Annotated in this window: 19 protein-coding genes and 1 riboswitch; of the genes, 3 read left to right on the forward strand and 16 right to left on the reverse strand. The window is 72.3% G+C overall.

The window, feature by feature from the left end:
• Positions 1–15 precede the first annotated feature (15 nt).
• From AC0I8G_RS11470 to AC0I8G_RS11485, 4 genes are read right to left on the reverse strand one after another with little or no spacing between them, the layout of a single operon-like run.
• A complete protein-coding gene (locus AC0I8G_RS11470; RefSeq protein WP_471730023.1) occupies positions 16–2904 on the reverse strand; it encodes a glycoside hydrolase family 2 TIM barrel-domain containing protein in 2889 nt (962 codons plus the stop codon).
• Entirely contained in the window at positions 2901–3815 is a 915-nt protein-coding gene (locus AC0I8G_RS11475; RefSeq protein WP_471730024.1) for a carbohydrate ABC transporter permease, read from the reverse strand. Before AC0I8G_RS11475 ends, AC0I8G_RS11470 begins: the two co-directional genes overlap by 4 nt.
• Complete coding sequence (locus tag AC0I8G_RS11480) at positions 3812–4777, reverse strand: carbohydrate ABC transporter permease (RefSeq protein ID WP_471730025.1); 966 nt, start codon at positions 4775–4777, stop codon at positions 3812–3814. Before AC0I8G_RS11480 ends, AC0I8G_RS11475 begins: the two co-directional genes overlap by 4 nt.
• A gap of 10 nt (positions 4778–4787) precedes the next feature.
• Entirely contained in the window at positions 4788–6131 is a 1344-nt protein-coding gene (locus AC0I8G_RS11485; protein ID WP_471730026.1) for an ABC transporter substrate-binding protein, read from the reverse strand.
• A gap of 220 nt (positions 6132–6351) precedes the next feature.
• Here AC0I8G_RS11485 and AC0I8G_RS11490 point away from each other — a divergent pair, with 220 nt between their 5' ends.
• On the forward strand, positions 6352–7203 hold the full coding sequence (locus tag AC0I8G_RS11490) for a DeoR/GlpR family DNA-binding transcription regulator (RefSeq protein WP_471730027.1): 852 nt from the start codon (positions 6352–6354) through the stop codon (positions 7201–7203).
• 15 nt (positions 7204–7218) lie between these two features.
• Here the strand turns inward: AC0I8G_RS11490 and AC0I8G_RS11495 are convergent, their stop codons facing one another.
• The gene (locus AC0I8G_RS11495) at positions 7219–9420 is read right to left on the reverse strand and encodes an alpha-galactosidase (protein WP_471730028.1); all 2202 of its coding nucleotides are present in this window, start codon (positions 9418–9420) and stop codon (positions 7219–7221) included.
• Positions 9421–9607: 187 nt separating this feature from the next.
• On the opposite strand from AC0I8G_RS11495, the gene AC0I8G_RS11500 reads away from it, so the two are divergent.
• The gene (locus AC0I8G_RS11500) at positions 9608–10750 is read left to right on the forward strand and encodes an ROK family protein (RefSeq protein WP_471730029.1); all 1143 of its coding nucleotides are present in this window, start codon (positions 9608–9610) and stop codon (positions 10748–10750) included.
• A 201-nt stretch (positions 10751–10951) separates the two neighbouring features.
• Positions 10952–12895, forward strand: a complete 1944-nt coding sequence (locus tag AC0I8G_RS11505) for an FAD/NAD(P)-binding protein (RefSeq protein WP_471730030.1) — start codon at positions 10952–10954, stop codon at positions 12893–12895.
• Here the strand turns inward: AC0I8G_RS11505 and AC0I8G_RS11510 are convergent.
• The 11 genes from AC0I8G_RS11510 to AC0I8G_RS11560 form a co-directional block, all read right to left on the reverse strand.
• Entirely contained in the window at positions 12831–13685 is an 855-nt protein-coding gene (locus AC0I8G_RS11510; RefSeq protein ID WP_328295383.1) for a class I SAM-dependent methyltransferase, read from the reverse strand. The genes AC0I8G_RS11505 and AC0I8G_RS11510 overlap by 65 nt on opposite strands.
• Positions 13651–14871, reverse strand: a complete 1221-nt coding sequence (locus tag AC0I8G_RS11515) for a cobalamin-independent methionine synthase II family protein (RefSeq protein WP_471730031.1) — start codon at positions 14869–14871, stop codon at positions 13651–13653. The genes AC0I8G_RS11510 and AC0I8G_RS11515 overlap by 35 nt, the downstream gene beginning before the upstream one ends.
• Positions 14872–14884: 13 nt before the next feature.
• Complete coding sequence (locus tag AC0I8G_RS11520) at positions 14885–16078, reverse strand: O-succinylhomoserine sulfhydrylase (RefSeq protein WP_471730032.1); 1194 nt, start codon at positions 16076–16078, stop codon at positions 14885–14887.
• Positions 16075–16482 (reverse strand): rhodanese-like domain-containing protein, encoded by a 408-nt coding sequence (locus AC0I8G_RS11525; protein WP_328295380.1) that lies wholly within the window; start codon positions 16480–16482, stop codon positions 16075–16077. Before AC0I8G_RS11525 ends, AC0I8G_RS11520 begins: the two co-directional genes overlap by 4 nt.
• 6 nt (positions 16483–16488) lie before the next feature.
• Positions 16489–16587, reverse strand: a riboswitch (SAM riboswitch).
• A gap of 54 nt (positions 16588–16641) precedes the next feature.
• Positions 16642–18465, reverse strand: coding sequence for a glycoside hydrolase family 35 protein (locus AC0I8G_RS11530; RefSeq protein ID WP_471730033.1), 1824 nt, complete (start codon positions 18463–18465; stop codon positions 16642–16644).
• A 79-nt stretch (positions 18466–18544) separates the two neighbouring features.
• Complete coding sequence (locus tag AC0I8G_RS11535; protein WP_471730034.1) at positions 18545–19039, reverse strand: GNAT family N-acetyltransferase; 495 nt, start codon at positions 19037–19039, stop codon at positions 18545–18547.
• A gap of 47 nt (positions 19040–19086) precedes the next feature.
• Positions 19087–19527, reverse strand: a complete 441-nt coding sequence (gene sufU, locus AC0I8G_RS11540) for a Fe-S cluster assembly sulfur transfer protein SufU (protein WP_471730086.1) — start codon at positions 19525–19527, stop codon at positions 19087–19089.
• A gap of 4 nt (positions 19528–19531) precedes the next feature.
• Positions 19532–20863 carry a SufS family cysteine desulfurase gene (locus AC0I8G_RS11545; protein ID WP_471730035.1) on the reverse strand — a complete coding sequence of 444 codons (1332 nt, stop codon included), beginning with the start codon at positions 20861–20863 and terminating at the stop codon, positions 19532–19534.
• On the reverse strand, positions 20860–21654 hold the full coding sequence (locus AC0I8G_RS11550) for a DUF1684 domain-containing protein (protein ID WP_471730036.1): 795 nt from the start codon (positions 21652–21654) through the stop codon (positions 20860–20862). Before AC0I8G_RS11550 ends, AC0I8G_RS11545 begins: the two co-directional genes overlap by 4 nt.
• Positions 21655–21664: 10 nt before the next feature.
• Complete coding sequence (locus AC0I8G_RS11555; RefSeq protein ID WP_471730037.1) at positions 21665–23044, reverse strand: NtaA/DmoA family FMN-dependent monooxygenase; 1380 nt, start codon at positions 23042–23044, stop codon at positions 21665–21667.
• A complete protein-coding gene (locus AC0I8G_RS11560; protein ID WP_471730038.1) occupies positions 23041–24150 on the reverse strand; it encodes an LLM class flavin-dependent oxidoreductase in 1110 nt (369 codons plus the stop codon). Before AC0I8G_RS11560 ends, AC0I8G_RS11555 begins: the two co-directional genes overlap by 4 nt.
• Positions 24151–24224 lie beyond the last annotated feature (74 nt).

The following is a 24224-nucleotide window of genomic DNA, read 5'->3' on the forward strand; positions in this document are numbered from 1 at the left end:
TCCGGACCGCAGCCTTCAGACCACCGGTTCGAAGGTGAGCACGAACCGCGTCGGCTGCGCCTGGAGCCGGTAGGCCGGCAGCGCACCCGGTCCGCAGGAACCCGTCCCGATCCCCTGCTGGGCCTGGTCGAGGTGCAACCAGATCCGGCCCTCGTCGTCCAGCGCCGAGGTGTGCGTCGCGGCGTCGAGGGTCTCGGTGCTCCACGGCCGCACCGTCACCCCGATCGTGGGTTCCGCGCGGACCCGCAGACCCGAACCGTCGTCGGCGGTCAGGACCGCCCACCGCACGTCGGCCCGCTGGCCGTTCTCCTGCGGACGGACGTAGGGGGTCTGCAACTCCTCCACCGACCGCGAGAACCTCCCGGTCCACGTCGCCGACCCGGTGTCCGGGTACGCCTCACCGGGACCACGGCCGAACCAGTCCAACCGCCGCAACGTGCGCGGCAGCGCCAACCGGATCCCCAGCCGCGGCAACGGGACCGACAGCCCACCCGGGGTCTCGGGGGTCACGTCGACCTCGAGCCGGACGGCTCCCCCGACGTCGCTCCACCGCCAGGTCGTCACGAACCCCGTGTCCGTACCCGCCGGAGCGGAACGCCCGGTCACGACGACGTCGCGCTCGGACACGGCGACGGACCCCGTCCGGTGCCGCAGCCGATGCAGACCGAGGGTGCGCCAGGTGGGTTCCAGGGGTTCCCCGTGCTCACCGCGGTCGTTGTCGGTGGGGGCGCGCCACACCGACAGTTCGAGGGTCTCCACCGGGAGCCCGCCCAGGGCCCGCAACGTCCCGGTCCGGGCGTCGAGGACGGCCGGACCGACCAGCAGGTCCGGTCCCCGGCGGACCGGGGCGATCGCGACCGAGGTCTTCGGGAGCGCGGCCTCCACCAGCTGCACCTGTCCCCGGCCCAGCACGTGACCCGCCGGCGCCCAGCCGGTCTCCTCCGCCAGCTCGGCGACGACGGTGAACCAGCGTTCACCCACGGCCGGGGAGAGCTGCAGGACCTCCGCGGGGAGGTCGAGCAACACCGAGGCGCGCGGGGCCAGGTCGGGGGTGGGCAGGTCGCCGTGGGCGACCTCGAGGCCCTCGTCGGCGACGCTCCACCGCAGGCGGACGTGGGCGAGGTCGACCACGTCGTAGTGGTTGGTCAACCGCAGCCGCGTCCCCTCGGGTCGCAACCGCACCTGGGCGATCACGGCGGCGTAGTCGAGCAGCCCCGGGGACGGGGTGCGGTCGGGGAAGACCAGACCGTCGGCGACGAAGGCGCCGTCGTGCAGGGGTTCCCCGAAGTCGCCGCCGTAGGCGAAGCGCTCCCGGCCGTCCGGGCCCTGCTGGCGCAGGCCGTGGTCGATCCACTCCCAGACGAAACCGCCCATGCACCGCTCGGAGCTCTCGAAGAGGTCCTGGTACTCGACGAGCCCGCCCGGGCCGTTGCCCATGGCGTGGGCGTACTCGCACTGCACGAAGGGCATGGCCCGTCGCCGGGTGTCCGCCTCCGCGTCCGGCAGGGCCTCCTCGCTCCGGGTGGCGATGTCGGCGACCTCGGCGTGGCTCGCGTACATGCGGGAGTAGACGTCGGCGTAGGGGACGGCCCAGTCGTGTTCGTAGTGGACCAGCCGGGACGGGTCGCGGTCCTTCGTCCAGGCCGACATGGCGGCCAGGTTCTGCCCGGTCCCGCTCTCGTTGCCCAGCGACCAGAGCACGACGCTCGCGTGGTTCTTGTCCCGCTCGACGGTGCGTCGCATCCGGTCCAGCAGGGCCTCGCGCCAGCGCGGGTCGTCGGAGGGGTTGTCCCGCCAGTCCAGCAGCCAGAAGCCGTGGGTCTCCAGGTCGCACTCGTCGACGACCCAGAGGCCGTGCTCGTCGCACAGGTCCAGGAACGCGGGGTGGGGCGGGTAGTGGCTGGTGCGGACGGCGTTCACGTTGTGCTGCTTCATGAGCAGGACGTCGGCCAGCATCTCGGCCGGGGTGACGGCGCGTCCGCGGTCGGCGGAGACCTCGTGGCGGTTCACCCCGCGCAGCTTGACCGGGGCGCCGTTGACGGTGAACACGCCGTCGACCACGGCGACGGTGCGGAAGCCGATGCGCAGCCGGACCCGCTCCCCCGCCGAGACGACCTCGGCGGCGTAGAGCCGGGGCACCTCCGCGGACCAGGGCTCGACGCGCTCGAGGGTGACGTCCTCGTTGGTGGCGACGTCGACGCCCAGTTCGGGCACGAGCAGCCGCGCCGCCGAGGGTGTGTCGACCCGCAGCGTCCCCGCACCCGTGGTGTGGTCGTAACCGGCGTGGACGAAGACGTCCTCGACGCCGTCGAGGGGACGGGCCAGGAGGGTGACGTCGCGGAAGATCCCCGACAACCACCACATGTCCTGGTCCTCGACGTAGCTCGCCGCGGACCACTGGTGCACCCGCACCGCGAGGACGTGCTCGTCGGTGCCGGCCAGGGCGTCGGTGACGTCGAACTCCACCGGGAGGCGGGACCCGACGGAGCGGCCGACCTCGGTCCCGTCGACCCACGCGGTGAACGCGGAGTCGACCCCCTCGAAGCGCAGGACCACGCGGGGGTCACCGGCGGTGAACCCGTCGGGCAGCACGAAGGTGCGTCGGTGGTCGCCGGTCGGGTTCTCGTCGGGCACGAAGGGCGGCTCGACGGGGAACGGGTAGACGATGTTCGTGTAGGCCGGTTCACCCCAGCCCTGCAGCTGCCAGTGCCCGGGAACGGTGATCTCGTCCCAGGCCGCGTCGTCCAGCGCCGGGTCGGCGAGGTCGGCCGGGGTGTCGGCGCGCTCGGCGTAGCGGAACCGCCAGCCGCCGTTCAGCGACAGCGTGGGTGCGTCGGAGCGCACCCACGCCCGCGCGGGGAGGTTCCCCCGCGCGGGCGTGAAGTCCTCGAACCAGTGGCTCATCCCTTGGTGGCTCCCAGCGTCAGACCGGAGACGAACTGCTTCTGCAGTGCGAAGAACACGACGAGCACCGGCAGCGCGACCAGCACCGAGCCGGCCGACAGCAGGTTGTAGTCGGTGAAGAACTGGCCCTTGAGGTTGTTCAGCGAGCTGGTGATCGGGAACTTGTCCCCCGACTGCAACAGCACCGTCGCCCAGAAGAACTCGTTGTAGATCCAGGTGATCTCGAGCACCGCCAGGGCCGCGAGGGCCGGGCGGCACAGCGGCAGGGTGATCTGCCAGTACTGCTTGAAGACGCTCAGGCCGTCGACCTGGGCGGCCTCGTAGAGCTCGTAGGGCAGCGTCTTCATGTAGTTGCTGAGCACGAAGGCGCAGAACCCCGTCTGGAACGCGGTGTTGACGATGATCAGCGCCCAGTAGCTGTCCAGCAGCGTCCCGGAGTAGCTGAACCAGTACGGGACCTGGATCGCCTTGAACAGGCGGAACAGCGGGATCAGCAGCGCCTGCGGGGGCAGCAGGTTCGCCGCGGTGAACAGCCCCAGCAGGGCCAGGTTGAACTTGAAGTTGAACCGGGCCACCACGAACGCGACCATCGAGGCCAGGAACAACGCCAGCACCACGGAGGGCACCGTGATGATGACGGAGTTCAGGAAGTGCAACCCGAAGTCGCCCTGCTGCCAGGCGTGCACGTAGTTCTGGATCGTGAACCCGCCGAAGGACGCGTAGCCGTGCGCCTGGGTGTACCCGTAGTCGCGGAAGGAGTTGAAGACCGCCCACAGCAACGGGAAGAGCCAGAGCACCGAAGCGGCGATGAGGAAGACGTACAGCACGATCCGGGCCGGCGGCACCTTGTGCGGCACCTTCGGGACGTCCGCGGCCCGGCCGCGGACCCGAGGCACGGTGGTGGAGCTCATCGTTCTTCCTCTCGCATGACGACCGCCAGGTAGATGCTGATGAAGATCAGCGAGATCACCAGCATGATCGTCGCCAACGCCGAGCCGAAGCCGATGCGACTGGCCTCACCGACGATGTTCGCGGTGACCAGCGTGGCGATCAGTTCCAGCCCGTTGCGACCCTGGTTGATGACCCACACGAGGTCGAAGGCGCGCAGGGACTCGATGACGGTGATGACCAGCACGATGATGTTGATGGGGCGCATGACCGGGAAGACGATCCGGAAGAACGTCTGCACCTGGGTGGCGCCGTCCATCTGCGCCGCCTCCTTGAGCGAGGCGTCGACCCCCTTGAGGCCGGCCAAGTAGAGCAGCATCACGTAGCCGACCTGCTTCCAGCAGGTCGCGAAGAGGGCTGCCCACAGGTTCCACTTCGGGTCGCCGTAGAAGTCGACCTGCGTCCCGAGGACCGCGTTGATGAGGCCCTGGTCCCGGGAGTACATGAGCTGCCAGATGAACCCGACCAGCGCCAGCGACAGGACGACCGGCAGGTACAGCGCGGTCTGGTAGAACCGGCTGCCCTTGAGGTCCTTGTCGATGAGGACCGCGAAGAGGATGCCCAGCGGTGTCGCCACCACGAACATCACGACGAGCCAGATCAGGTTGTGCTCGATCGCCGGCTTGAAGGGCGGGTAGTTCGTGAAGACGTTGGTGTAGTTCTCCACGCCGATGATCTTGACGTCGGCGAGCGACCCGATCCCGTTCCAGTTGGTGAAGGACAGGAAGACCGAGGAGATCGCGGGGAGCCAGATCAGGCCGACGACGATCAGGGTCGGGATCGCCACCATGAGGATGACGGCGATGCGGTCGAAGCCGCTGAGCCGCTTGACGCGCTGGTTCTTGCCGGTGCCGTGGTGCGACCCCGCAGTCGGCGCGGGGTGCGCCGTCTGCGGGGCGACGAGCGGCAGGTCGGGAGACGACACGGAACGCTCCTCAGGAGGTGAAGATGCTCTTCTTCTGGTTTTCGATCTGGGTGCACAGACCGTCGATGTCGTCCGGGTTCGAGATGAACGTCTGGAGCGACGGGATCATGACCGTGGAGGCGAAGTCGGGCCGGGTGTCGCGGTCCATGAACTGCGAGATGGACTTCGCGTTGGCCACGAACTCGGCGCACTTCTTCTGCAGCTCGGTGTAGTGAGCCTGGTCGGACTTCGTGTTCGCCGCGATGCCCGAGGGGTCGTTCGTGGTCTGCACGACACCGTCGTCGGGCGAGCCGAGGTACTCCAGCAGCTTCTTGGCGCCGGCCTCGTTGCGGGGCCGCTTCGACATCATGAAGCCGTCGATCGGGGCCTCGACCGCGTCGGCGCCGACGTTGGAGTCGACCTCCGGGAAGTTGAAGAAGTCGATGTCCTCCTGGTCGGCGTCCTCGAACTGCTGGCCGATGAAGGAGCCGATGACCATCATGCCGGAGGTCTTGTTGACGACACCGGTCGCCGCCTCCTGCCAGGTGCGGCCGAGGGAGTCGGGCTGCGAGTACTGCAGCAGGCCCTTCCAGGTGTCGAAGACCGTCTTGACCTTCTGGTCGGTCCAGGCTTCCTTGCCGGCCATCAGGTCGACGTGGAACTGGTAGCCGTTGATGCGCATGTTGAGCTGGTCGAAGGTGCCCATGGCCGGCCAGCCCTCCTTGTCCGCGAAGGCCAGCGGCACGAGGCCGTCGGTCTGCATCTTCTTGGACAGGGTGACCATCTCGTCCAGGGTCTCGGGGGCCGTGTAGCCCTTCTCCGCCCAGAGCGACTTGCGGTAGAAGACGGCCCACGGGCCGTAGGTGGTCGGGACGAAGTACTGCTTGCCGTCCTCACCGGTGGAGGCCTTCTTGAACGCGTCGGTGTAGTTCGCCCCGATCGTGCTCCACACGTCGGTCAGGTCGGAGGCGAGACCCTGGGCCGCGAAGAACTGCATGCGGTACCCGGCGAACCAGGAGAAGACGTCGTCCGGGCTGCCCTGGAGGTAGTTGTTGATGTTGTTCTGGAAGGTCGTGTGGTCGACGGTGTTCAGCTTGATCTTGATGCCCTGCTTGGTCTGGGCGTCGGCGACCATGGCCTTCATCGTCTTGACCGGGACCTCGTCGGAGAAGTTCGAGCCGAGGGTGACGTCGCCGCCACCGCCCCCGCCACCGCCACCGGCGGCGTCGTTGCCGCCGCAGGCGGCGAGCAGGGCGGGGACACCGGCGGCGAGCAGCGAGCCGCGCAGCATCGAGCGGCGGCTGAAACCCTGGCGGCCGGCGGAGGCGGGCACGAGACCTGCGAGGTACTCGGCTTCGGTGGTGGGGCGGTTCATCGCGACTCCTTCGTCGGCGTCCGGCGAGGGCCGGCTCTGCGCGTTTTCGAGTCGACCGGGAACGCGGTCGACCACGTCAACAACTCTGGTCCCGAGGCCGCCCGCTGTCAAGCTGTTCGCGCAGAACCGAACGAACCTGTGACCTGTTGATGTTCGGGTCTGGTCGAAACCGGTGTCCGAAACTGCCCGTCGGCGTTGACTCCGGGGCCCTCCGAGCCGCATGCTCGACGGGTCAAGGTCGACGGAACCACGCTCGCCGTGGGGTGGGGGTGTCCCGGTGGTAGTGGCTCGAAGTCGTCAGAAACTCATCCTCGAAGCGTTGCGCAGCAGCGGAAGTGTCCGCGTCTCTGACCTGGTGGGCCGTCTCGGCGTCTCGGACGTGACGATCCGCCGGGACATCACGGAACTGTCTCGATTGGGTCTCGCCGACCGTGTCCACGGGGGCGCGGCCCTTCCCGAGGGTTTCGGCGCGGAGTTCGGTTTCCCGACACGGGACACCGGGAACCGACACCGGGAACGTTCGATCGGAGAACTCGCCGCGTCGCTGGTCCAACCGGGTTCCTCGGTCGCCCTCTCGGCGGGCCCGGCGACGCTCGACGTCGCCGCCGCCCTGCAGACCGTCCCCGGTCTGACGGTCGTGACGAACTCCCCGGCCGTGGCGCAGGTCCTCCACGAACCGTCCCGGCACGACCGCACGATCATCCTCACCGGCGGGATGCGGAACGCGGCGGGCGCGCTGGTGGGACCGGTGGCGAACCGCAGTCTCGAACCCCTCCACGTCGACCTGTTGTTCCTGGACGTGCACGGGTTCAGCGCCGCGGAGGGACTGACGAGTTCGGAACTCGCCGAGGGCGAGACGAACCGTGCCCTCATCTCCGCGGCGGCCTGCACCGTGCTCGTCGCCGGCTCCGACCGCTGGGGCCTGGTCGGTCTGGCGACGATCGCGGGTCTGGACGAGGTGGACGTGCTGGTGAGCGACGACGGTCTGCCGCAGGCGGCCTGCACGGCCGTCAACGACCGCGGGGGGCAGGTTCTCCTCACCCCGGGTGACGGTGGTGGTGGGACCGGCTGACCGGCCCCACCCGGCTCAGACCCGCCGCGTGCGCACCAGCACCAACTGCTGGGGATGCAACGCCGGAGCCGCGACACCGACGGCGGCGAGCGTCCGCCCGTTCATCCGCACCCCGCTCGCCAACCAGGGCAGGTCGGCCTCGCCCCGCACCGCGGGGGTGTCCCCCGGTGCCTGCGCGCTGACCTCGTACTGCGCGTCGGGCAGCAGTCCCGGCAACCGGACCCGGCCCGGGACCGAGGCGTCGGGGGTGCTCAGCTGCACCACCGCGAACAGGGCGTCGGAACCGTCAGCGGCCACCGTCCCGTGCACCTGGAAGGAGGGGTCGTGGTCGTCGCAGCGCACCACGGTCCCGGTGTGCAGCAGACCCCGGAGTTCCTTGTAGAGCGCGACCCAGCTCGCGAGTTCCGCGCGTTCCGCGGTTCCCATCCGGGTGATGTCGGTCTCGATGCCGAACGAGGCGAACAACGCCGTCCCCGCCCGGAACGACAGGTCCGAGCTGCGGTGGGTGGTGTGCGACGGCGAGGCGCCGACGTGGGAACCGATGAGTTCCGGCGGGACGAGCTGGGTCGTCCAGCGCTGGATCTGCTGCCGCTCCAGCGGGTCGATGCAGTCGCTGCCCCAGACCCGGTCGGTGTGCTCGAGGATCTCGAGGTCGATCCGCAACCCGCCGGAGGAGCAGGACTCGATCTCGACCCCGGGGTGCCTGGCCCGCAGTTCGTCGAGCAGCCGGTACACGGCGAGGGTCTGGGCGTGCACGCCGGCGGCGCCGGAGGGTCCTGAACCGGCCTCGAGCAGGTCCCGGTTGTGGTCCCACTTGAAGTAGGCGATGTCGTACTCGGTGAGCAGCGCGTCGAGACGTTCCAGGACGTGGGCGAACGCCGCCGGGTTCCCGAGGTCGAGGACCTGCTGCTGACGCGACGGCAGCGGGGTGCGCCCACCCGTCTGCAGGACCCAGTCGGGGTGGGCCCGCACGAGGTCGGAATCGGGGTTCACCATCTCGGGTTCGACCCAGAGGCCGAACTCCAGCCCCAGCGCCCGGACGCCGTCGACGAGCGGGTGCAGACCCTGCGGCCAGACGCCTTCATCCACGTACCAGTCGCCGAGGCCGGCGTCGTCCCGGCGGCGGTGGCGGAACCAGCCGTCGTCGAGGACGTAGCGTTCCGCGCCGACCTCCGCGGCGGCCCGGGCCAGGGCCAGCAGCTTCCCGAGGTCGAGGTCGAAGTAGACGGCCTCCCACGTGTTCACGACGACCGGTCGCGGGGTCGAGGGGTGGTGCGGACGCGATCGCAGGTGCTGGTGGAACCGCGCCGCCATCCCGTCCAGCCCCTGCGCGGACCAGGCTCCGAACACCCACGGGGTGCGGTACTGCGCCCCCGGCGCCAGTCGGACCTCACCGGGGAGCAGGAGTTCACCGGCCGCCAGCGTGGTCGTCCCGCTGGACAGCTTCTCCACGCTGCTGCGGTGGTTCCCGCTGAACGCGGTGTGGGTCGCCCAGACCTCCCCGTCGCGGAAGCCGAACCCCTGGGTCCCGACGGCGAGCACGAGGGGCGCGTCGGGACCGGTGCGACCGCGGCGGTTCTCCCGCACGTGGGCGCCGAAGACCAGCGGACGCCGCTGCGGGATGCGTTCCTTCGCCCAGCGACCCGCCAGGTCGAAGATCTCGGTCGCGACCGGCGGGACGGGGAGCGCCAGGGCGAGGTCGGCGACCTCGTAGTCCCCCTCGGCCGTGTTCGTCAGCGTCGCGCGGTGGCGCAGCAACCCCGACGGGAGCAGTTCGAGCTCGAGGGTCAACGCCAGACCGGCCTCGGGGTCGGCGGTGTCGAGCACGAGGCGGCCACCGTCGGTCCGTTCCTCGACGAGGGCCCCGGTCGGGACGAACCGCGTGGACCACGCCGTGCCGGCGCGGTGACCGGACAGGCCGGGACGGCCGTTCCAGCCCCAGGCCTGCTCGGGCAGCAGCCGGGTGGGCTGCGGCACGTCCAGGTCGTTGTTGGCCCGGGCGGTCCGTCCGGAGGTGACGAGGTCGGCGAGAGCGGCCTCGGAGAGCTCACCGAGGTCGGCGCCCCAGTGCACCAGCGTCGGGGTGGAGGTGGCGTGCACGTCCACGACGAGGCTCACCCCCGCAGCCCGCAGGTGCAGGACGCGGCCGAGCGCACCGGTGGTGGCCCCCGGGGTCGCGGGAGGGGTGCTGCGCTGGGGGTCGTGCGGTGAGGTCACAGGAACTCCGTCGGGCACGTCGGTGTGGCGGGACGGTGACACTTCTACGCTGAAAGCTCCACGGCGTCAATCACCCGTCCAGCGTGGCGACTCCTCGACGCGAGACCCTCCGGTAGGTTTCACTCCAACACTCACGACGACGAGAGGGCAGGACGTGGACGCACCGCCTCGCACGACCCCGTCCACGGTGTCCTGGACGCCTCTGACCGGGACCGCCCACAGCATCGCCCTCGAGGTCCTGCTCGACGGACCCCTGCCGCGCAGCGAGCTCGCCCGCCGCCTCGACCTCTCGGCCGGGACCCTGACCCGGCTGTCGAAACCCCTGCTCGACTCCGGGTTGCTGCAGGAGACCGGCAGCGCCTACGACCCCGTGACGGGGCGGCCCACCCGCCCGATGGACGTCGACGAGCACTCCCACCTCTTCGTCGGGGTGAAGCTCACCGCCCGCACCGCGCACGCCGTCCTCACCTCGTTGCGGGCCACGGTGCTGGCCAGTGACGAGGCCGTCCTCGGCGACACCTCCCCCGAGACGGTGGTCGCCACCGTCGTCGGGCTCGTCCGGTCGCTGCTGGCCGAGCACGGGGCGAGGACGTCGCTGCGGGCCGTGGGGGTGAGCCTCGGCGGTCTGGTCGGCGAGGGCGGGCACGTGCTGAACGCCAGCTTCCTCGGCTGGCAGGACGTCCCGCTGGGACCCGTGCTGGAGGAGCAGCTCGGGTTGCCCGTCGTCGTCGACAACGACCTGCTGTCCTTCACCCGCGCGGAGCAGTGGTTCGGGACGGCCCGACGGTGCCGGCACTTCGCGGTGCTGACGATCGGCGAGGGCCTCGGGTACGGCCTGGTCGTCCACGACGAGGTCGTGGACCGACCCGACGCGGGCGTGGGGTTGCTCGGGCACTTCCCCCTGCTGCCCGGTGGGCCGCTGTGCCCGCTGGGGCACCAGGGCTGCGCCGACGCCCTGCTCACCGTCGCCGCCGTGGAGGCCCGGGCCGCCGCCGCGCTGCGCCGGCCGGTCCGCTACGAGGAGGTCCTCGACCTCGCCGACGGCGGGGACCCGCTGGCCCGGCGCGTCGTCGACGACTCCGCGCACGCCCTGGGGACGCTGGTCGCGGCGATCGGCAACCTCACCATGCCGGAGAAGCTGATCCTGTCCGGTGAGGGGATCCGCCTCGCCGTCGTCGGGCAGGACGCGCTGTGGGCGGGGATCCGCGAGCACCGCAGTCCCTTCGCCTCCCGGCTCGACATCGACGTCCAGCCCACGGGCTTCACCGAGTGGGCCCGCGGTGCGGCCGTCACCGCGATCCGCACGTTCGTCCTCGGCCACCGTCGCTGACCCTCCCCCCGGAGGGGTGTGTCCCGTCGACCGAGGTCGGCTGGGCGGACGGGGTCGCGACGCCTACCCTGGAGTCGTGCGGACCGCGGGAGCGACGAACGGGCGACTGGTGCGCCGTCGCCACGTCGACCTGTGCCGCACCCACGGCGCCACCTGTTCCTGAGGACGAGTCCCCCACCGGATCTCTCCTCTGGAGCCCACGTGAGCCCGTCCCTGCGCACCCCGTCCGACGACGACCTCTCCCTCTGCCTGGTCGGGGCCGGTCCCCGGACCCTCGGCGTCCTCGACCGGTTGTCCGCCCGCGTCCTCGACGACCCGACCCGGGTCGTCGACGTGCACGTCGTCGACCCCCACCCGCCGGGGGCGGGACGGATCTGGCGGGCCGACCAGCACCCGCTGCTGTGGATGAACTCCCGCGCGGCCGACGTCACGGTCCTGCCCGACGACTCCTCGGTGCTGCCCGGCCCGGTGCGCACCGGGCCGACGCTGTTCGCCTGGCTGGAGGAGCACCGGGACGACCTGGCCGCGGAGTTCGAGGCCGCGGGCGAGGCGGAACTCCACCGCGAGGTGCTGGGGGTGCAGGAGGGCACGTTCGTCTCCCGGGCGCTGGGCAGCCGCTACCTCTCCTGGGCGTGGGACCGGACGCTCGCGGGGCTGCCGGCGAACCTGCGGGTGCACGTGCACCGCACCCGGGCGGTCGACCTGCGCGGCCGGCAGGTGGTGCTCGAGGACGGCGGGACGCTCGACGTCGACGCGGTGGTCCTCGCGCAGGGCCACCCGGACGTCGTCCCCGGCGCGCGGGAGGTCACCGCGCAGGAGTTCGCGGACCGGCACGGACTGGGCTACGTCGCCCCCGGGTACACCAGCGACCTCGGCCTCGCGGAGGACGAGGTGAGGTTGCCCCCGGGCGCCGACGTGATCGTGGCGGGGATGGGGTTGGCCTTCGTCGACCTCGCGGTGCTCGTCGGACAGGGTCGGGGCGGGCGGTTCTCGGAGGGACCCGACGGACTCGTCTACCACCGCAGCGGCCGTGAACCCGTGCTGCACGTGGGCAGCCGGCGCGGGGTTCCGTACCGCTCGAAGATCACCTACGTCCTCGACGAACGTCCGCCGCTCCCCCGGTTCTTCACGGCGGAGCCGTTCCTGGTCTCGACGCGACCGCTGAACCTGCGGGCCGACCTGTGGCCGGTCGCGGCGAAGGAACTGGCGGGGGCGCACTACCACGAACTGTTCCGCTCCCACCCGGAGCGCACGGCGCTGGCCCCCACGGAGTTCGGGACCCGGTTCGCGGCCGCTCCCTGGGGCAGCGCGGAACTCGACGACCTGGTGGCGACCGCGGTGCCCGACCCCGCGGACCGCCTCGACCTGGGCCGCCTCGACCGGCCGCTGGACGGGTGGCGGGCGACGTCGGCGCAGGAGGTCCACGACCGGGTCCGCGCACACGTCGCCGCGGACGTGGAACGCCGGGGCGACCCGGCCCACAGCATGGACGCCGCCGTGTTCTTCGCGTTGCTGTCCTGCTACGTCACCGTCGCCGGGCTCGCCCACCGCGGCCTGCTCGACGAGGAGTCGACCCTCGAGGTCGACGGGTGGTGGCACGGGTTCTTCAGCTACGTCGCCTCCGGCCCGCCCCCGCAGCGGCTGCGCGAACTCCTCGCCCTGGCCGACGCCGGGGTCGTCCGGTTCCTCGGTGGTGACGTGCAGGTGCGGGCGGACGAGGTCGGTCGGTGCTGGAGCGCCCGGTCGGGGAACTCACCGGCCGGGGTCTCGGCGCGGGTCCTGGTCGACGCGCGGTTGCCCACGCCCAGCATCGCCGACAGCGCGGACCCGCTGCTGGCCGGGTTGGCCGCTCGCGGGGAGGTGACCGAGATCGGCAACGGTCGTCTCGTCGTCGACCCGGACCAGCGCCTGGTCGCCACGGACGGTTCCGTGCACCCGCACCGCTACGCCGTCGGCCCGTGGGTCGCGGGGGGTGGCTGGGCGGCGGCGTTCGCCCGCCCCGGCGTGGACGCCGGGTTCTTCCGGCTCAACGACCGGATCGCGGCGTCCCTGCTGACCGCGACCCGGCCGCACGGACCGGTCAGCGTCGTCGGCCCCCGAGCAGCCAGTAGCGCGCCGCACCGCGGAACTGTTCGCGTCGACTGAGTTCGACCTCGAGTTCCTCGAGGTCGGCGGCCACCCGGTCGTCGACCCGGTCGGACTCCTCGAGCAACGTCGTCACCGCGAGGATCCCGGCCCGTCGCGTCACGTCGCAGCCGACCGCCGCCAGCGCGTCCTCGACGAACTCCGGGGAGAGCCGCAGCGCGGTGTGACCCGTGCCCGGGTCCAGCGCGCGTTCCCCGTCGAGCGCGACCCAGGCCGCGGCGGGCCCCTCGCGCAGGACGCTCGCGACGACGTCGGCGGCGGGGTTCGGGGCCAGCAACGACACCAGACCTCCGGGGCGCGCCGAGGAGACCAGCGTCGCGACGTCGGCCCGCACCTGCCCCGGGGACTCCCGGTGCTGCAGCACGTCGTGGCATAGGACCACGTCGAAGGACCCCGAACCGCCCTCGCGGTGGCGGGTCAGCGCGGCCAGGGCCGTGAGGTCCTCCAGGTCGGCCGCGACGGTGTGCAGGCGGTCCCCCACGCCGGCGGCGGCGGCCGCCGCCCGGGCCAGCGCGAGCATCTCCGGGGAACGGTCGAGCACCGTGACGGAGTGCCCGGCGAGGGCGAACTGGACGGCGTCGCGACCGTCGCCCCCGCCCGCGTCGAGCACCCGCAGCGGTCCCTCACCGAGGTCCGCGCACCACTCCTGCAGGACCCGGGCGACGACGCGGTAGCGCAGCCGGCCCCACGGGGAGTCCTGCCACAACGCCCACGCGGCGGCCTCCCCCGAGGCCCGGTCCCGGGTCACCGGGGACTCACCCGAAGAGTCGTTCGCCTGCGAGTCGCGCACCCTCGCCGAGGGTCGCGAGCTTGGCGACCGCGATCTGCGGGTGGATGCGCCCGCCGAGACCGCAGTCGGTGGAGGCCACGACGTTCTCGGGGCCGACGACCGAGGCGAACCGCTCGATGCGGTCGGCCACGAGTTCCGGGTGCTCCACGACGTTCGTCGCGTGGCTCACGATGCCGGGGACGATCTTCTTGCCCGCGGGCAGCGCCACGTCCTTCCAGACCTTCCACTCGTGCTCGTGGCGCACGTTGGCGGCCTCGAAGGAGTAGGACCCCGCGTCGATCTCCAGCATGAGGTCGACGATATGCTTGAACTCGACGTCGGTGGTGTGCGGGCCGTGCCAGGAACCCCAGCAGAGGTGGAAGCGGATCTGCTCGGTCGGCAGACCGCGCAGGGCGTGGTTCAGCGCCTCGACCCGGATGCGGGTGAACGCGCGGTAGTCCTCGATGGAGGGTTCAGGGTTGATCTGGTCGAAGTTCTCCGCGATGGAGGGGTCGTCGATCTGCAGGGTGAGCCCGGCCTCGACGACCGCCCGGTACTCCTCGCGCAGCACGTCCGCCCACGCCCAGATGTGTTCCTCCTCGGTCGCGTAGTGGCGGTTCGCGATGCGCGCCCCGCTGCCCGGGGAGAGCGAGGTGATGAACCCCTCGGTGACCCCGGCCGCGGCGAGGCCGGCCTTGAGGTTGGCGATGTCGGAGGCGATGGCCGCCTGACCGGTGTAGGCCAGCGGCCCGACCGTCGCGGGGAACGCGGTGGCGTTCTTGCCCGTCGAGATCCCCGACGCCGGGTCCTGGTAGGCCTCGCGGAACGTCACCCAGTCGCGTCGGTCGGGGAAGCTGGTCAACCGCACGTGGCCGGGTTCGGAGCGCACGACGGGCTGGGTGAACAGGTCCTCGCCGGTGACCTCGAGCCCCGACACCCGCTGGAAGGAGTAGGACCACCAGGCGCCGTAGTCGACGGCGCTGGACATGGCCTTGCCGTACTCGCCGTCACCGACGATGGTGACGCCGAGGGCCTCCTGGCGCTTCACCAGGTCCACGACCGCGTCGGTCAGCAGGGCGTCGAACTCAGGGGTGCGTTCGAGGGTGAAACCGTCGTCGCCGATGCGGCGGGCCTCGTTCGCGGCGATGAGTTCCGGGGTGCGGGGCAGGCTCCCGGCGTGGGAGACGGGGATCTGACGCTTGGTCACAGGGGTTCTCCGATCAGGGTTTCGCGCGCAACGCGCGGTCGAGGTCTTCCAGCAGGTCGTCGGGGTCCTCCAGGCCCACCGACAACCGCAACACCCCGTCGGTCAGGCCGATGGCGACACGGCCTTCGGCGCCCAGACGACGGTGCGTCGTCGTGGCGGGGTGGGTGGCGAGCGACTTGGCGTCGCCGAGGTTGTTGGAGATGTCCACGATCCGCAGGGCGTCGAGGACCTCGAAGGCGCGGTCCTTGCCGCGCCCCTGCGGGGCGTCGAGCTCGAACGTGAGGACCGTCCCGCCGAGTTCCATCTGCCGCTTCGCCAGGTCGAACTGCGGGTGGCTGGCCAGCATCGGGTGGCGGACCCAGCGCACCCCCGGGGACTGCTCCAGGTGCTCCGCGAGGCGCAGGGTGGTGGCCGCCGCGTGCCGCACCCGCAGGCTCATGGTCTCCAGGCCCTTCGCCAGGGTCCACGCGTTGAACGGGCTGAGCGTCGGCCCGGTGTGCCGGGTGAGTTCGCGGAACCTGCCGTCGATGAACTCCGAGGTCCCGAGGACCGCTCCGCCCATCACCCGGCCCTGGCCGTCGATGTGCTTGGTCGCGGAGTACACGACGACGTCGGCCCCGAACTCCAGCGGGTGCTGGCCGACGGGACTGGCGAAGGCGTTGTCGACCACGACGGTCGCCCCCGCGGCGTGCGCGAGGTCGCTCACCGCGGCGATGTCGACGAGGGTCTGCATGGGGTTTGCCGGGGTCTCGAAGAACACCGCCTGCGCCGGGGTCGAGAGCGCGCGTTCCCACTGCGCCAGGTCCTCGCCGTCGACGAACTCCGTCGTGACGCCCCACCGGGGGAGGATCTCGTCGAGGATCACGAAGCAGGAGCCGAAGAGGCTCCGCGCCGCCACCACCCGGTCACCCGCGCCGAGGAGCGCGGCGAGCGCGTAGAACACCGCGGACATCCCGCTGGCGAGGCCGTAGCAGGCCTGCGCCCCTTCCAGCTGCCGCAGCCGTTCCGTGAACACCGACACCGTCGGGTTCCCGTAGCGGGAGTAGACGTAGCGGTCGACGTCGCCCGCGAACGCGGCCTCGGCGTCGGCCGCGGTCGCGTAGGTGTACCCCGACGTGAGGTACATGGCCTCGGCGGTCTCCTCGAACTGCGACCGCACCAGGCCGCCGCGGACGGCGGTGGTGTCCGGGCGCCAGCCCTCGCTCACGACTGGCGCCAGGGCAGACCCGCCGCGCGCCAACCCACCGCACCGCGGTGACCGGCGTCGTCCAGCGGACCCTCGAACCCTTCGAGGACGTTGTAGCTGGGCGCGATCCCGGCGGCGGTGGCGGCCTCGGCCGCACCGACGGAACGCTGCCCGGAGCGGCACAGGAACACGACGGGGGCGCCCGCACCCGGGGTGATCCCCGCGGCGGCGAGTTCGGCCAGGAAGCGCGGCGGGTCGACCGGGAGCCAGGACACGAGGACCGGCTCCCGGCCGGTCCCGCTGGTGTCGGGAACCCCGACGAAACGCCATTCGGCGTCGGTGCGGACGTCCACGAGGACCGCGTCCGGGGTGTCCCGGACCAGGTCGAAGGCCTCACGCGGGGTGAGGTCGCCGGCGTAACCCACTCTTTCCTCCCATCGGTCCTGGCATGAGCACCCTCCCCGCCGGTGAGGGCGTGGGGGTTGCTGCGGCGTCGACGAGCCAGGTCTCTCGGCCGCTCTGGATGGTCCCGTCAGCGTAGGGCATCGCGACGAGGGGCAGGACGGGTGGAGCATCGTGGGTGGTTACTCCTCGGTGTGGCCGAGGTCCAGGTCGGGCAGCGTGCGGACCCACGGGTCCGCGGCGGCGTCGAGTTCCAGGACCGTCACGTCGTTGGTCCCCGCCCGCAGGACCGGCCCCGGGACGTAGAGCGTCCGCTGCGGTCCGCGCCGCCAGTAGCGCCCCAGGCAGAACCCGTTGACCCAGACGACCCCGCGCCCCCAGCCGGCCGTGTCGAGGAAGAGGTCGACGGGCTCCGCCACCTCCAGCTCCGCGCGGGCGAGCACCGGCCCGGCGAGGAACGTCACCGCACCCGTCCGCCCCGCCGGGGCGGCTGCCAGCCGGTCCGGGTCCAGCGCCTGCACCCGGAGGTCGCGCACCGCCGCGTCCCCGACGCGGACGGGGCCGACGACGCCCTTGGGCTCGCCGAGGCGCGGACCGTAGTTCACCCGGCCCGCGTCCTCGAGGAGCAGGTCGAGCCGGGTGCCGGCGGGGTGCGGCGGGAGGGCGAGCGTGGTGTCGTGGTCCTCCCGGAACAGGGTGCCCAGCCGCACTCCGTCGAGCAGCACGGTGAGGCGGTCGCGCACCTCGGCCACGTGCAGGACGGTCGGCCCCGGGGATCCGGGCGAGGTGGCGCTGACCCACGCGAAGGGGGCGGGCACCCCGCTCTCCGTCGCCAGGTCGTCGAGGAACGGGACCTCCTCCCCCGCCACCGGCTCGAGACCGTCCACGGCCTTCGCCAGCGGGAGCGCACCGACGAGCGGAGCCCGCAGGACCGGCGCCGGCCGCGCCGGCGGCGGGACGTCGGCACCGAGTTCGACGTACCCGCCGAGTACCTCGCGGAACGCCCAGTACTTCGGCGTGGGCCGGCCGGCCTCGTCGAGGAGCGCGTCGTAGTCGTAGGACGTCGTCGTCGCCTGGTAGGTGCCCTTGTCGTTGGCGCCGCTGGTGAACCCGAAGTTCGTGCCCCCGTGCACGACGTAGACGTTCACCCCGGCACCGCGTTCCAGCATCGTCGTCAGTTCGGCGACGGCCGCCTCCGGGGGCGTCGTCCGGTGGTGGGAACCCCAGTGGTCGAACCAGCCGACCCAGAACTCCGAGCAGACCAGCGGTCCCTCGGGCTGGTGGCGGCGCAGGGTGTCCAACCGCTCGGCCGCCCGGCCGCCGAAGGACCCCGTCGTCAGCAGTCCGGACAGGGTCCCCGCGGCCAGCATCTCGTCGGTGGGCTGGTCGACGGTCGTCAGCGGCACGGTGATCCCGCAGCGGCGCGTGGTGGCCACCAGGTGTTCCAGGTAGGCGGTCCGGGCGGCGCTGTCCGTTGCGGCGCTGTCGGTCTCGCGGGCCGTCGCGTACGCGCCGTACTCGTTCTCCACCTGGACCAGGACGACGCGTCCGCCCCGGTCGGCCTGCCGGGGAGCGACGACCTCGTAGACCCGGGTCAGGAACTCGTCGACGGCCTCGAGGTAGTCCGGGTCGTCGATGCGCAGCCGGACCCCGGAACGGGTGAGCCAGACCGGCAACCCGCCGTTGGACCACTCGGCGCAGATGTAGGGGCCCGGCCGGACGACCACGTCGAGGTCCTCCGCGGCCGCCGCGTCGAGGAACCCCGCGAGGTCGCAGGAGCCGTCGGTGCGGAACTCCCCGCGCCGTGGGGCGTGCAGGTCCCACGGCACGTAGGTCTCCACCGTGTTCAACCCGAGCTGGCGCACCGACCGCAACCGGTCGCGCCAGTGGTCGGGGTGGATGCGGAAGTAGTGCAGCGCACCGGACAGCAACCGGTGGGGACGCCCGTCGGCGAGGAACCCCTCCGGCCCGAGGGTCAGAGCGGAGGTGCGGGCGGTGGGGTTCACGTCGACTCCTGTGCTGGGCCGGCGCCCTCGCCGGTGCGGGAGGCCACCGTAACCCCCGGGGGTCCGCGCCGGAGCGGGGTCAGTCCTCGACGAGGAAGCGGTGCATGACGTGCAGGCCGACGAGACCGTGCTCGGGGTGGTCGAAGGCCTCGGGAACGGTGCCGACGATGCTCATCCCCAGCGAGCGCCACAACGCGACCGCCGCGGTGTTCGTCTCGACGACGGCGTTGAACTGCATGGCGCGGTACCCGTGGAACGCGGCGAGGGCGAGGACGTGCTCGCCGAGGGCGCGTCCGACGCCGCGACCGCGCGCCGCGGGCGAGACCATGAAGCTCGCGGTGGCGACGTGGGCCCCGGGGCCCGGCCGGTTCGGCCCCGTCTTCGCGGTGCCGAGCACCTGCCCGTCCTCGAGCGCCACCACCGTCACCCCCGGCGGGGACTCGACCCAGAGGTCGCGCGCTCGCTCCGAGGTCAGCCCGCGCGGGTAGGCGTAGGTCTCCTCCTCGGCGACGATCTCGTCGAAGAACGGCCAGATCTGCGCCCAGTCGGCGTCGGTGAACTCGCGGATCTCCACGCCCGCAGGCTACCCACCGACCACCGGGAGCCGAGGGGCCCCGGGGCTCAGGGGGTGGCGGGCGCGCGGAGCAGGGCGTCGGCGAGGGCGGACCAGCTGAGGAGGGCGCACTTCACCCGCGCGGGGTACTTCGCGACACCGGCGAGGGCGACGGCGTCGCCCAGCACGTCCTCGTCACCCTCGTCCTCACCCCGGCTGGTCAGCATGTGCTGCACCGCATCCCGCACCGTGACGACCTCCTCGAGCGAGCGCCCGACGACGAGGTCGTGCAGCACCGAGGCCGAGGCGCGGCTGATCGAGCACCCGAGGGCGTCGTAGGAGACGTCCTCGACCGTGTCGCCGGCGAGCGCCACCCGCAGGGTGATCTCGTCGCCGCACGTCGGGTTCACGTGGTGGGCCTGCGCGGCGAACGGGTCGCGCAGACCCTCGCCGTGCGGACGTTTGGAGTGCTCGATGATCAGCTGCTGGTACAGGTCCACGGCGCTCAGGCTCTCACGCGAACAGCGCCCGGACGCGGTGCAGCCCGCGCAGGACGGCGTCGATGTCGGAGCTCTGGTTGTAGGGCCCGAAGCTGACCCGGGTGGTGGCCGCGACCCCGAACCGGCGGTGCAGCGGCCAGGCGCAGTGGTGCCCGACCCGCACGGCGACGCCCTCGTCGTCGAGCAGCTGCCCGACGTCGTGGGCGTGGACGTCCTCCACCACGAAGGAGACCAGGGCGACCCGATCGGCGGCGTCGAGCGGGCCGAGGACGCGGACCCAGGGCAGTTCCGCCAGTTCGGCGAGCAGGCGTCGGGTGAGGTCGCGTTCGTGGGCCTCGAGGCGGGCCATCCCCGAACCGTCGGGGCCGAGCCCGCGCAGGTAGTCGACGGCGGCGTGCAACCCGACGGCCTGCGCCGTCATCGGGACACCCGCCTCGAACTTCTGCGGGACGGGGGCGAAGGTGGAGCGTTCCATCCGGACCAGTTCGATCATCGACCCGCCGGTGAGGAACGGCGGCATCGCGTCGAGGACCTCGGCCCGGCCCCAGAGGATCCCGATCCCCGACGGCCCGAGCATCTTGTGCCCGGAGAACGCCGCGAGGTCGACCCCGAGCGAGGGGAGGTCGACGGGCAGGTGCGGGACGGACTGACAGGCGTCGAGGACGACGAGCGCCCCCACCCGGCGCGCCGCGGCGACGAACGCCTCCACGGGGGCGAGCCCGCCGAGGACGTTGGAGGCGTGGGCGAAGGCGACGACCTTGGTCCGCTCCCCGACCAGCGTGTCGAGGGCGTCGAGGTCGAAGGACCCCCCGTCGGTGACGGGGACCCAGCGCAGGACGGCACCGGTCCGGGCGCAGAGTTCCTGCCAGGGCACGAGGTTGGCGTGGTGCTCGGCCTCGGTGACGAGGATCTCGTCGCCCTCGGCGAGGACGAACCGCGGGTCGACGGCCTGACCGTCGGGGGCGGTGCCGCGGGCGGCGTAGGCCGTGGTGGTGCTGAACGCGTGCGCGATGAGGTTGAGCGACTCGGTGGCGTTCTTGGTGAACACGACCTCGTGGGCGGGTGCCCCGACGAAACCCGCGATGGCGGCCCGGGCGGCCTCGAAGTCGTCGGTGGCCTCCTCGGCCAGCTGGTGCGCCCCGCGGTGGACGGCCGCGTTGTGGGTCTCGTAGAAGCGGCGTTCGGCGTCGAGGACGGCCCGCGGTTTCTGCGACGTGGCGCCGGAGTCCAGGTACACCAAGGGGTTCCCCGAACGGGTCGAGCGGCCCAGGATCGGGAAGTCCGCCCGCAGCGCGGCCAGTTCGGCGTCGCCGAACGGGGCGGCGAGCAGTTCGGTGGTGCTCACCGGGGATCCTTCTCCCCCGCTGCGACGGGCACGGTGAGACGGTTCTCGGCGGGCGGCAGCGGGCAGGTGGCGTGGTCGGTGAACGCGCACGGCAGGTTCGTCGCCCGGTTGAAGTCCAGCACGACGTGTCCGTCGGCGTCGGGTTCGGGGACGGAGATCGAGCGGGTCGTCCCCGTCGTGCTCACGCCGCTGGTCGCGTCGGTGAACAGGATGGTCGAACCCTTCGCACTGCGGAAGACCGTGAGTTCCTGCGGGCCGTCGAGCTCGAAGCGCACGGTGGCGACGGCCTCGTGGTGGTGCTGCAGCCCTTCGACGACGGCACCGACGACGACGGCCCGGGACTCCGCGTACGGCACGAACTGCGCGTCGAGCACGTAGCGGTCCTCGAACCCGAACACGGGGACCCCGGTGAACGCCGCGAGCGTCGGGGACTTCGGGTCGCGCACCCGCAGGGCGTGCATCCCGGTGCGCTGCATGACCTCCACCCGACGGTCGCCGATCTCGACGAGGAACCCGGGGGCACCCTCGACCGTCTCGAGGAGCACGGTCCCGTCGACGGCGGAACCGTCCACCACCACCCCGTCGGCCGCGGTCGCGTTGAGTCGGACACCACCCTCGACCGACTCCCAGGTGCCGGGTAGGTCCGCGACGGGGGCGGCCTCGCCGACGAGCCAGTGCAGCCCGGTCAGGCTCAGCCAGCCGTGCGGCGCGCTGAGGTCGGCCGTCCGGGTGGCACGCCACTCGTCCCAGGTCTGGCGGGCGGTGTCGAGCGTGCTGGTGGTCGTGGTCATGGCGGGCTCCTCAGGCGGTGGCGCGGACGGCGGGGGCGAGACGGTGCGGGTGCGGCACACCGAGGTGCTCGCGCAGGGTCGAACCGGTGTAGCCGGTGCGGTAGCTGCCGCGTTCCTGCAGCAGCGGGACGACCTTCTCGACGAACTCGTCGAGGCCGGCCGGGGTGAGGCTGGGGACGAGGATGAACCCGTCGCAGGCGTCGGCCTGGACGTAGGTGTCCATCTCCTCCGCGACCTGCGCGGGGGTGCCGACGAACTGCTGGCGGCCGGTGACCTCGACGACGAGTTCCCGGCTGCTCCACCCGTTGGCCTCGGCGAGGTCGCGCCACGTGCGCGCGGTCTCCACCGGGTCCGTCGTCATCCGGGTCCGGCCCTGGGCGATGGTCGAGGTCGTCTCCGGGTCCTGCGCGGGCAACGGTCCCTCGGGGTCGTGGTCGCTCAGGTCGCGGCCCCAGACCTGTTCGAGGAACGCGATCGCCTGTGCCGGCCCGACCTGCTGGAACCGGATCTCCCGGGCGTGCTCGCGGGCCTGCCCGGGGGTGTCGCCGAGGACGAACGTGACCCCGGGGAGGATCTTCAGGTCGTCTCCGGAGCGGCCGTTGCGGACGGCGCGGGAGCGCATGTCGGCGGTGAACCTCTGCCCCGCCTCCAGCGAGCCGTGCATGGTGAAGATGGCGTCGGCGTACGTGGCGCCGAACTCACGGCCGTCGTCGGAGTCGCCGGCCTGCAGCAGCACCGGGTGCCCCTGCGGGCTGCGCGGCAGCGCACCGGTCCCCCGGACCTGGAACTGGGGGCCGCGGTGGTCGACCTCGGCGATCCCCCGGGCGAACACCCCCGTCTCGGGGTCGGCGACCAGGGAGTCCTCGGCCCAGGAGTCCCAGAACTCCCGCGCGACGTCGAGGACCTCACGGGCCCGGACGTAGCGGTCGGCGTGCGCGAGGTACCCGCCGCGGCGGAAGTTCTCCCCGGTGAACGCGTCGGAGCTGGTGACGACGTTCCAGGCCGCGCGCCCACCGGAGAGGTGGTCGAGGGAGGCGAACTGCTTGGCGAGCTCCGCGGCCTCGTTGAAGGTGGCGTTGATCGTCCCGGCCAGCCCGAGGTGGGTCGTGACCGACGCGATCGAGTTCAGGACGGTGAGGGTGTCGGGACGGCCGACGACGTCGAGGTCGTGGATCTTCCCGCGCTGTTCGCGCAGCCGCAGCCCCTCGGCGAGGAAGAAGAAGTCCATCAACCCCCGTTCCGCGGTCCGGGCGAGGTGTTCGAAGGAGGAGAAGTCCACCTGGCTGCCGGAGCGGGGGTCGCGCCACACCGTGGTGTTGTTGACGCCCGGGAAGTGCGCCCCGAGGTGGATCTGGCGAGGAGTCTCACGGAGGGTCTCGCGGGGGGTCATCGGAGGTCTCCGGTCCTGGCGTAGCGGCTGGTGGGGCGGGGCAGGCCGAAGCGTTCGCGCAGCGTGCTGCCCGCGACCGGCGGCCGGGTCAGCGCGGGGACGACCCCGCTGACGACGAGTTCGAGCGTCGCGGGCAGGTCCAGCGGCGCGAGGACCGCACCGTCGAGGCCGTCGGGCAGCTCGGCCAGGGCCGCGGCGAGGGTGGCGGGGGTGCCGAGGTGGCGCACCGAGCGCGGCGCGGCGCCGGGGCTCAGCTCGTCGAGCCGGCCGGCGACGTCGAGGGCCTCCGTGGCGGTCCCGCGGAGCAGGACCTCCACGTCGAGCAGGACGGTCAGCTCGCGGCCGGCCAGGGTCCGCAGCCGGTCCGCGGTCTCGGCCGCGGTGCGTTCGTCGCCGGCCTCGATCCGGGCGACGTCGGCGTGCGCGGCGGCCACCGCGAGGGAGTGCTCGTCCCGGACGGGCACCACGACGAGCGGCTGGCCCTGCGGGGAGCGCGGGGTGATCGAGGGACCGCGGACGGAGAACCGCTCCCCTTCGAAGTCGACGTAGTGCAGCTTGTCGCGGTCCACGAACCGGCCGCTGGCGACGTCGCGGACCACCGCGTCGTCCTCCCAGCTGTCCCAGAGCCGACGGACGACCTCGACGGTTTCCGCGGCCTCGCGCCACAGCTCCTCCGGCGGGGCGGTCCCCGTCCGCCCGAAGGTGTCCGCCTCCTCGGCGGTGGTGGAGACCTCGACCTGCCAGCCGGCGCGGCCGAGGCTGGTGAAGTCGAGCGTCGCGACGGCCTTGTTCGTGTGGAACGGCTCGGTGTGGGTCGTCGTGACGACCGGCACGAGACCGACCCGGCGGGTCAGCGGCGCGAGGTGCGCGGCGATCGCGACGGCGTCGAGACGACCGCGCTGGTCGCGCTCGTCACTGGAGCCGAGGCGGAAGGAGTCGGGGACCACGAGCAGGTCGAGGTCGGCGCGCTCGACGAGCGCGCCGAGGCGGCGCCAGTGGGCGGCGGTGAAGAGTTCGGCCGGGCGCGCGCCGGGCAGGCGCCACGCGGCGGGGTGGCGACCGGCGGCGTCGAGTTCGACGCCCAGGCGCAGTGGCTCTCGGGACATGGCGTACCCCTCCGGGGCTGCTGACGTGACCGGCCGGGTCGCTCGGCTGAGCACCCGGGGGCCGCCGGGTGTTC

It is taken from the genome of Kineococcus sp. AC630, from assembly GCF_979255925.1.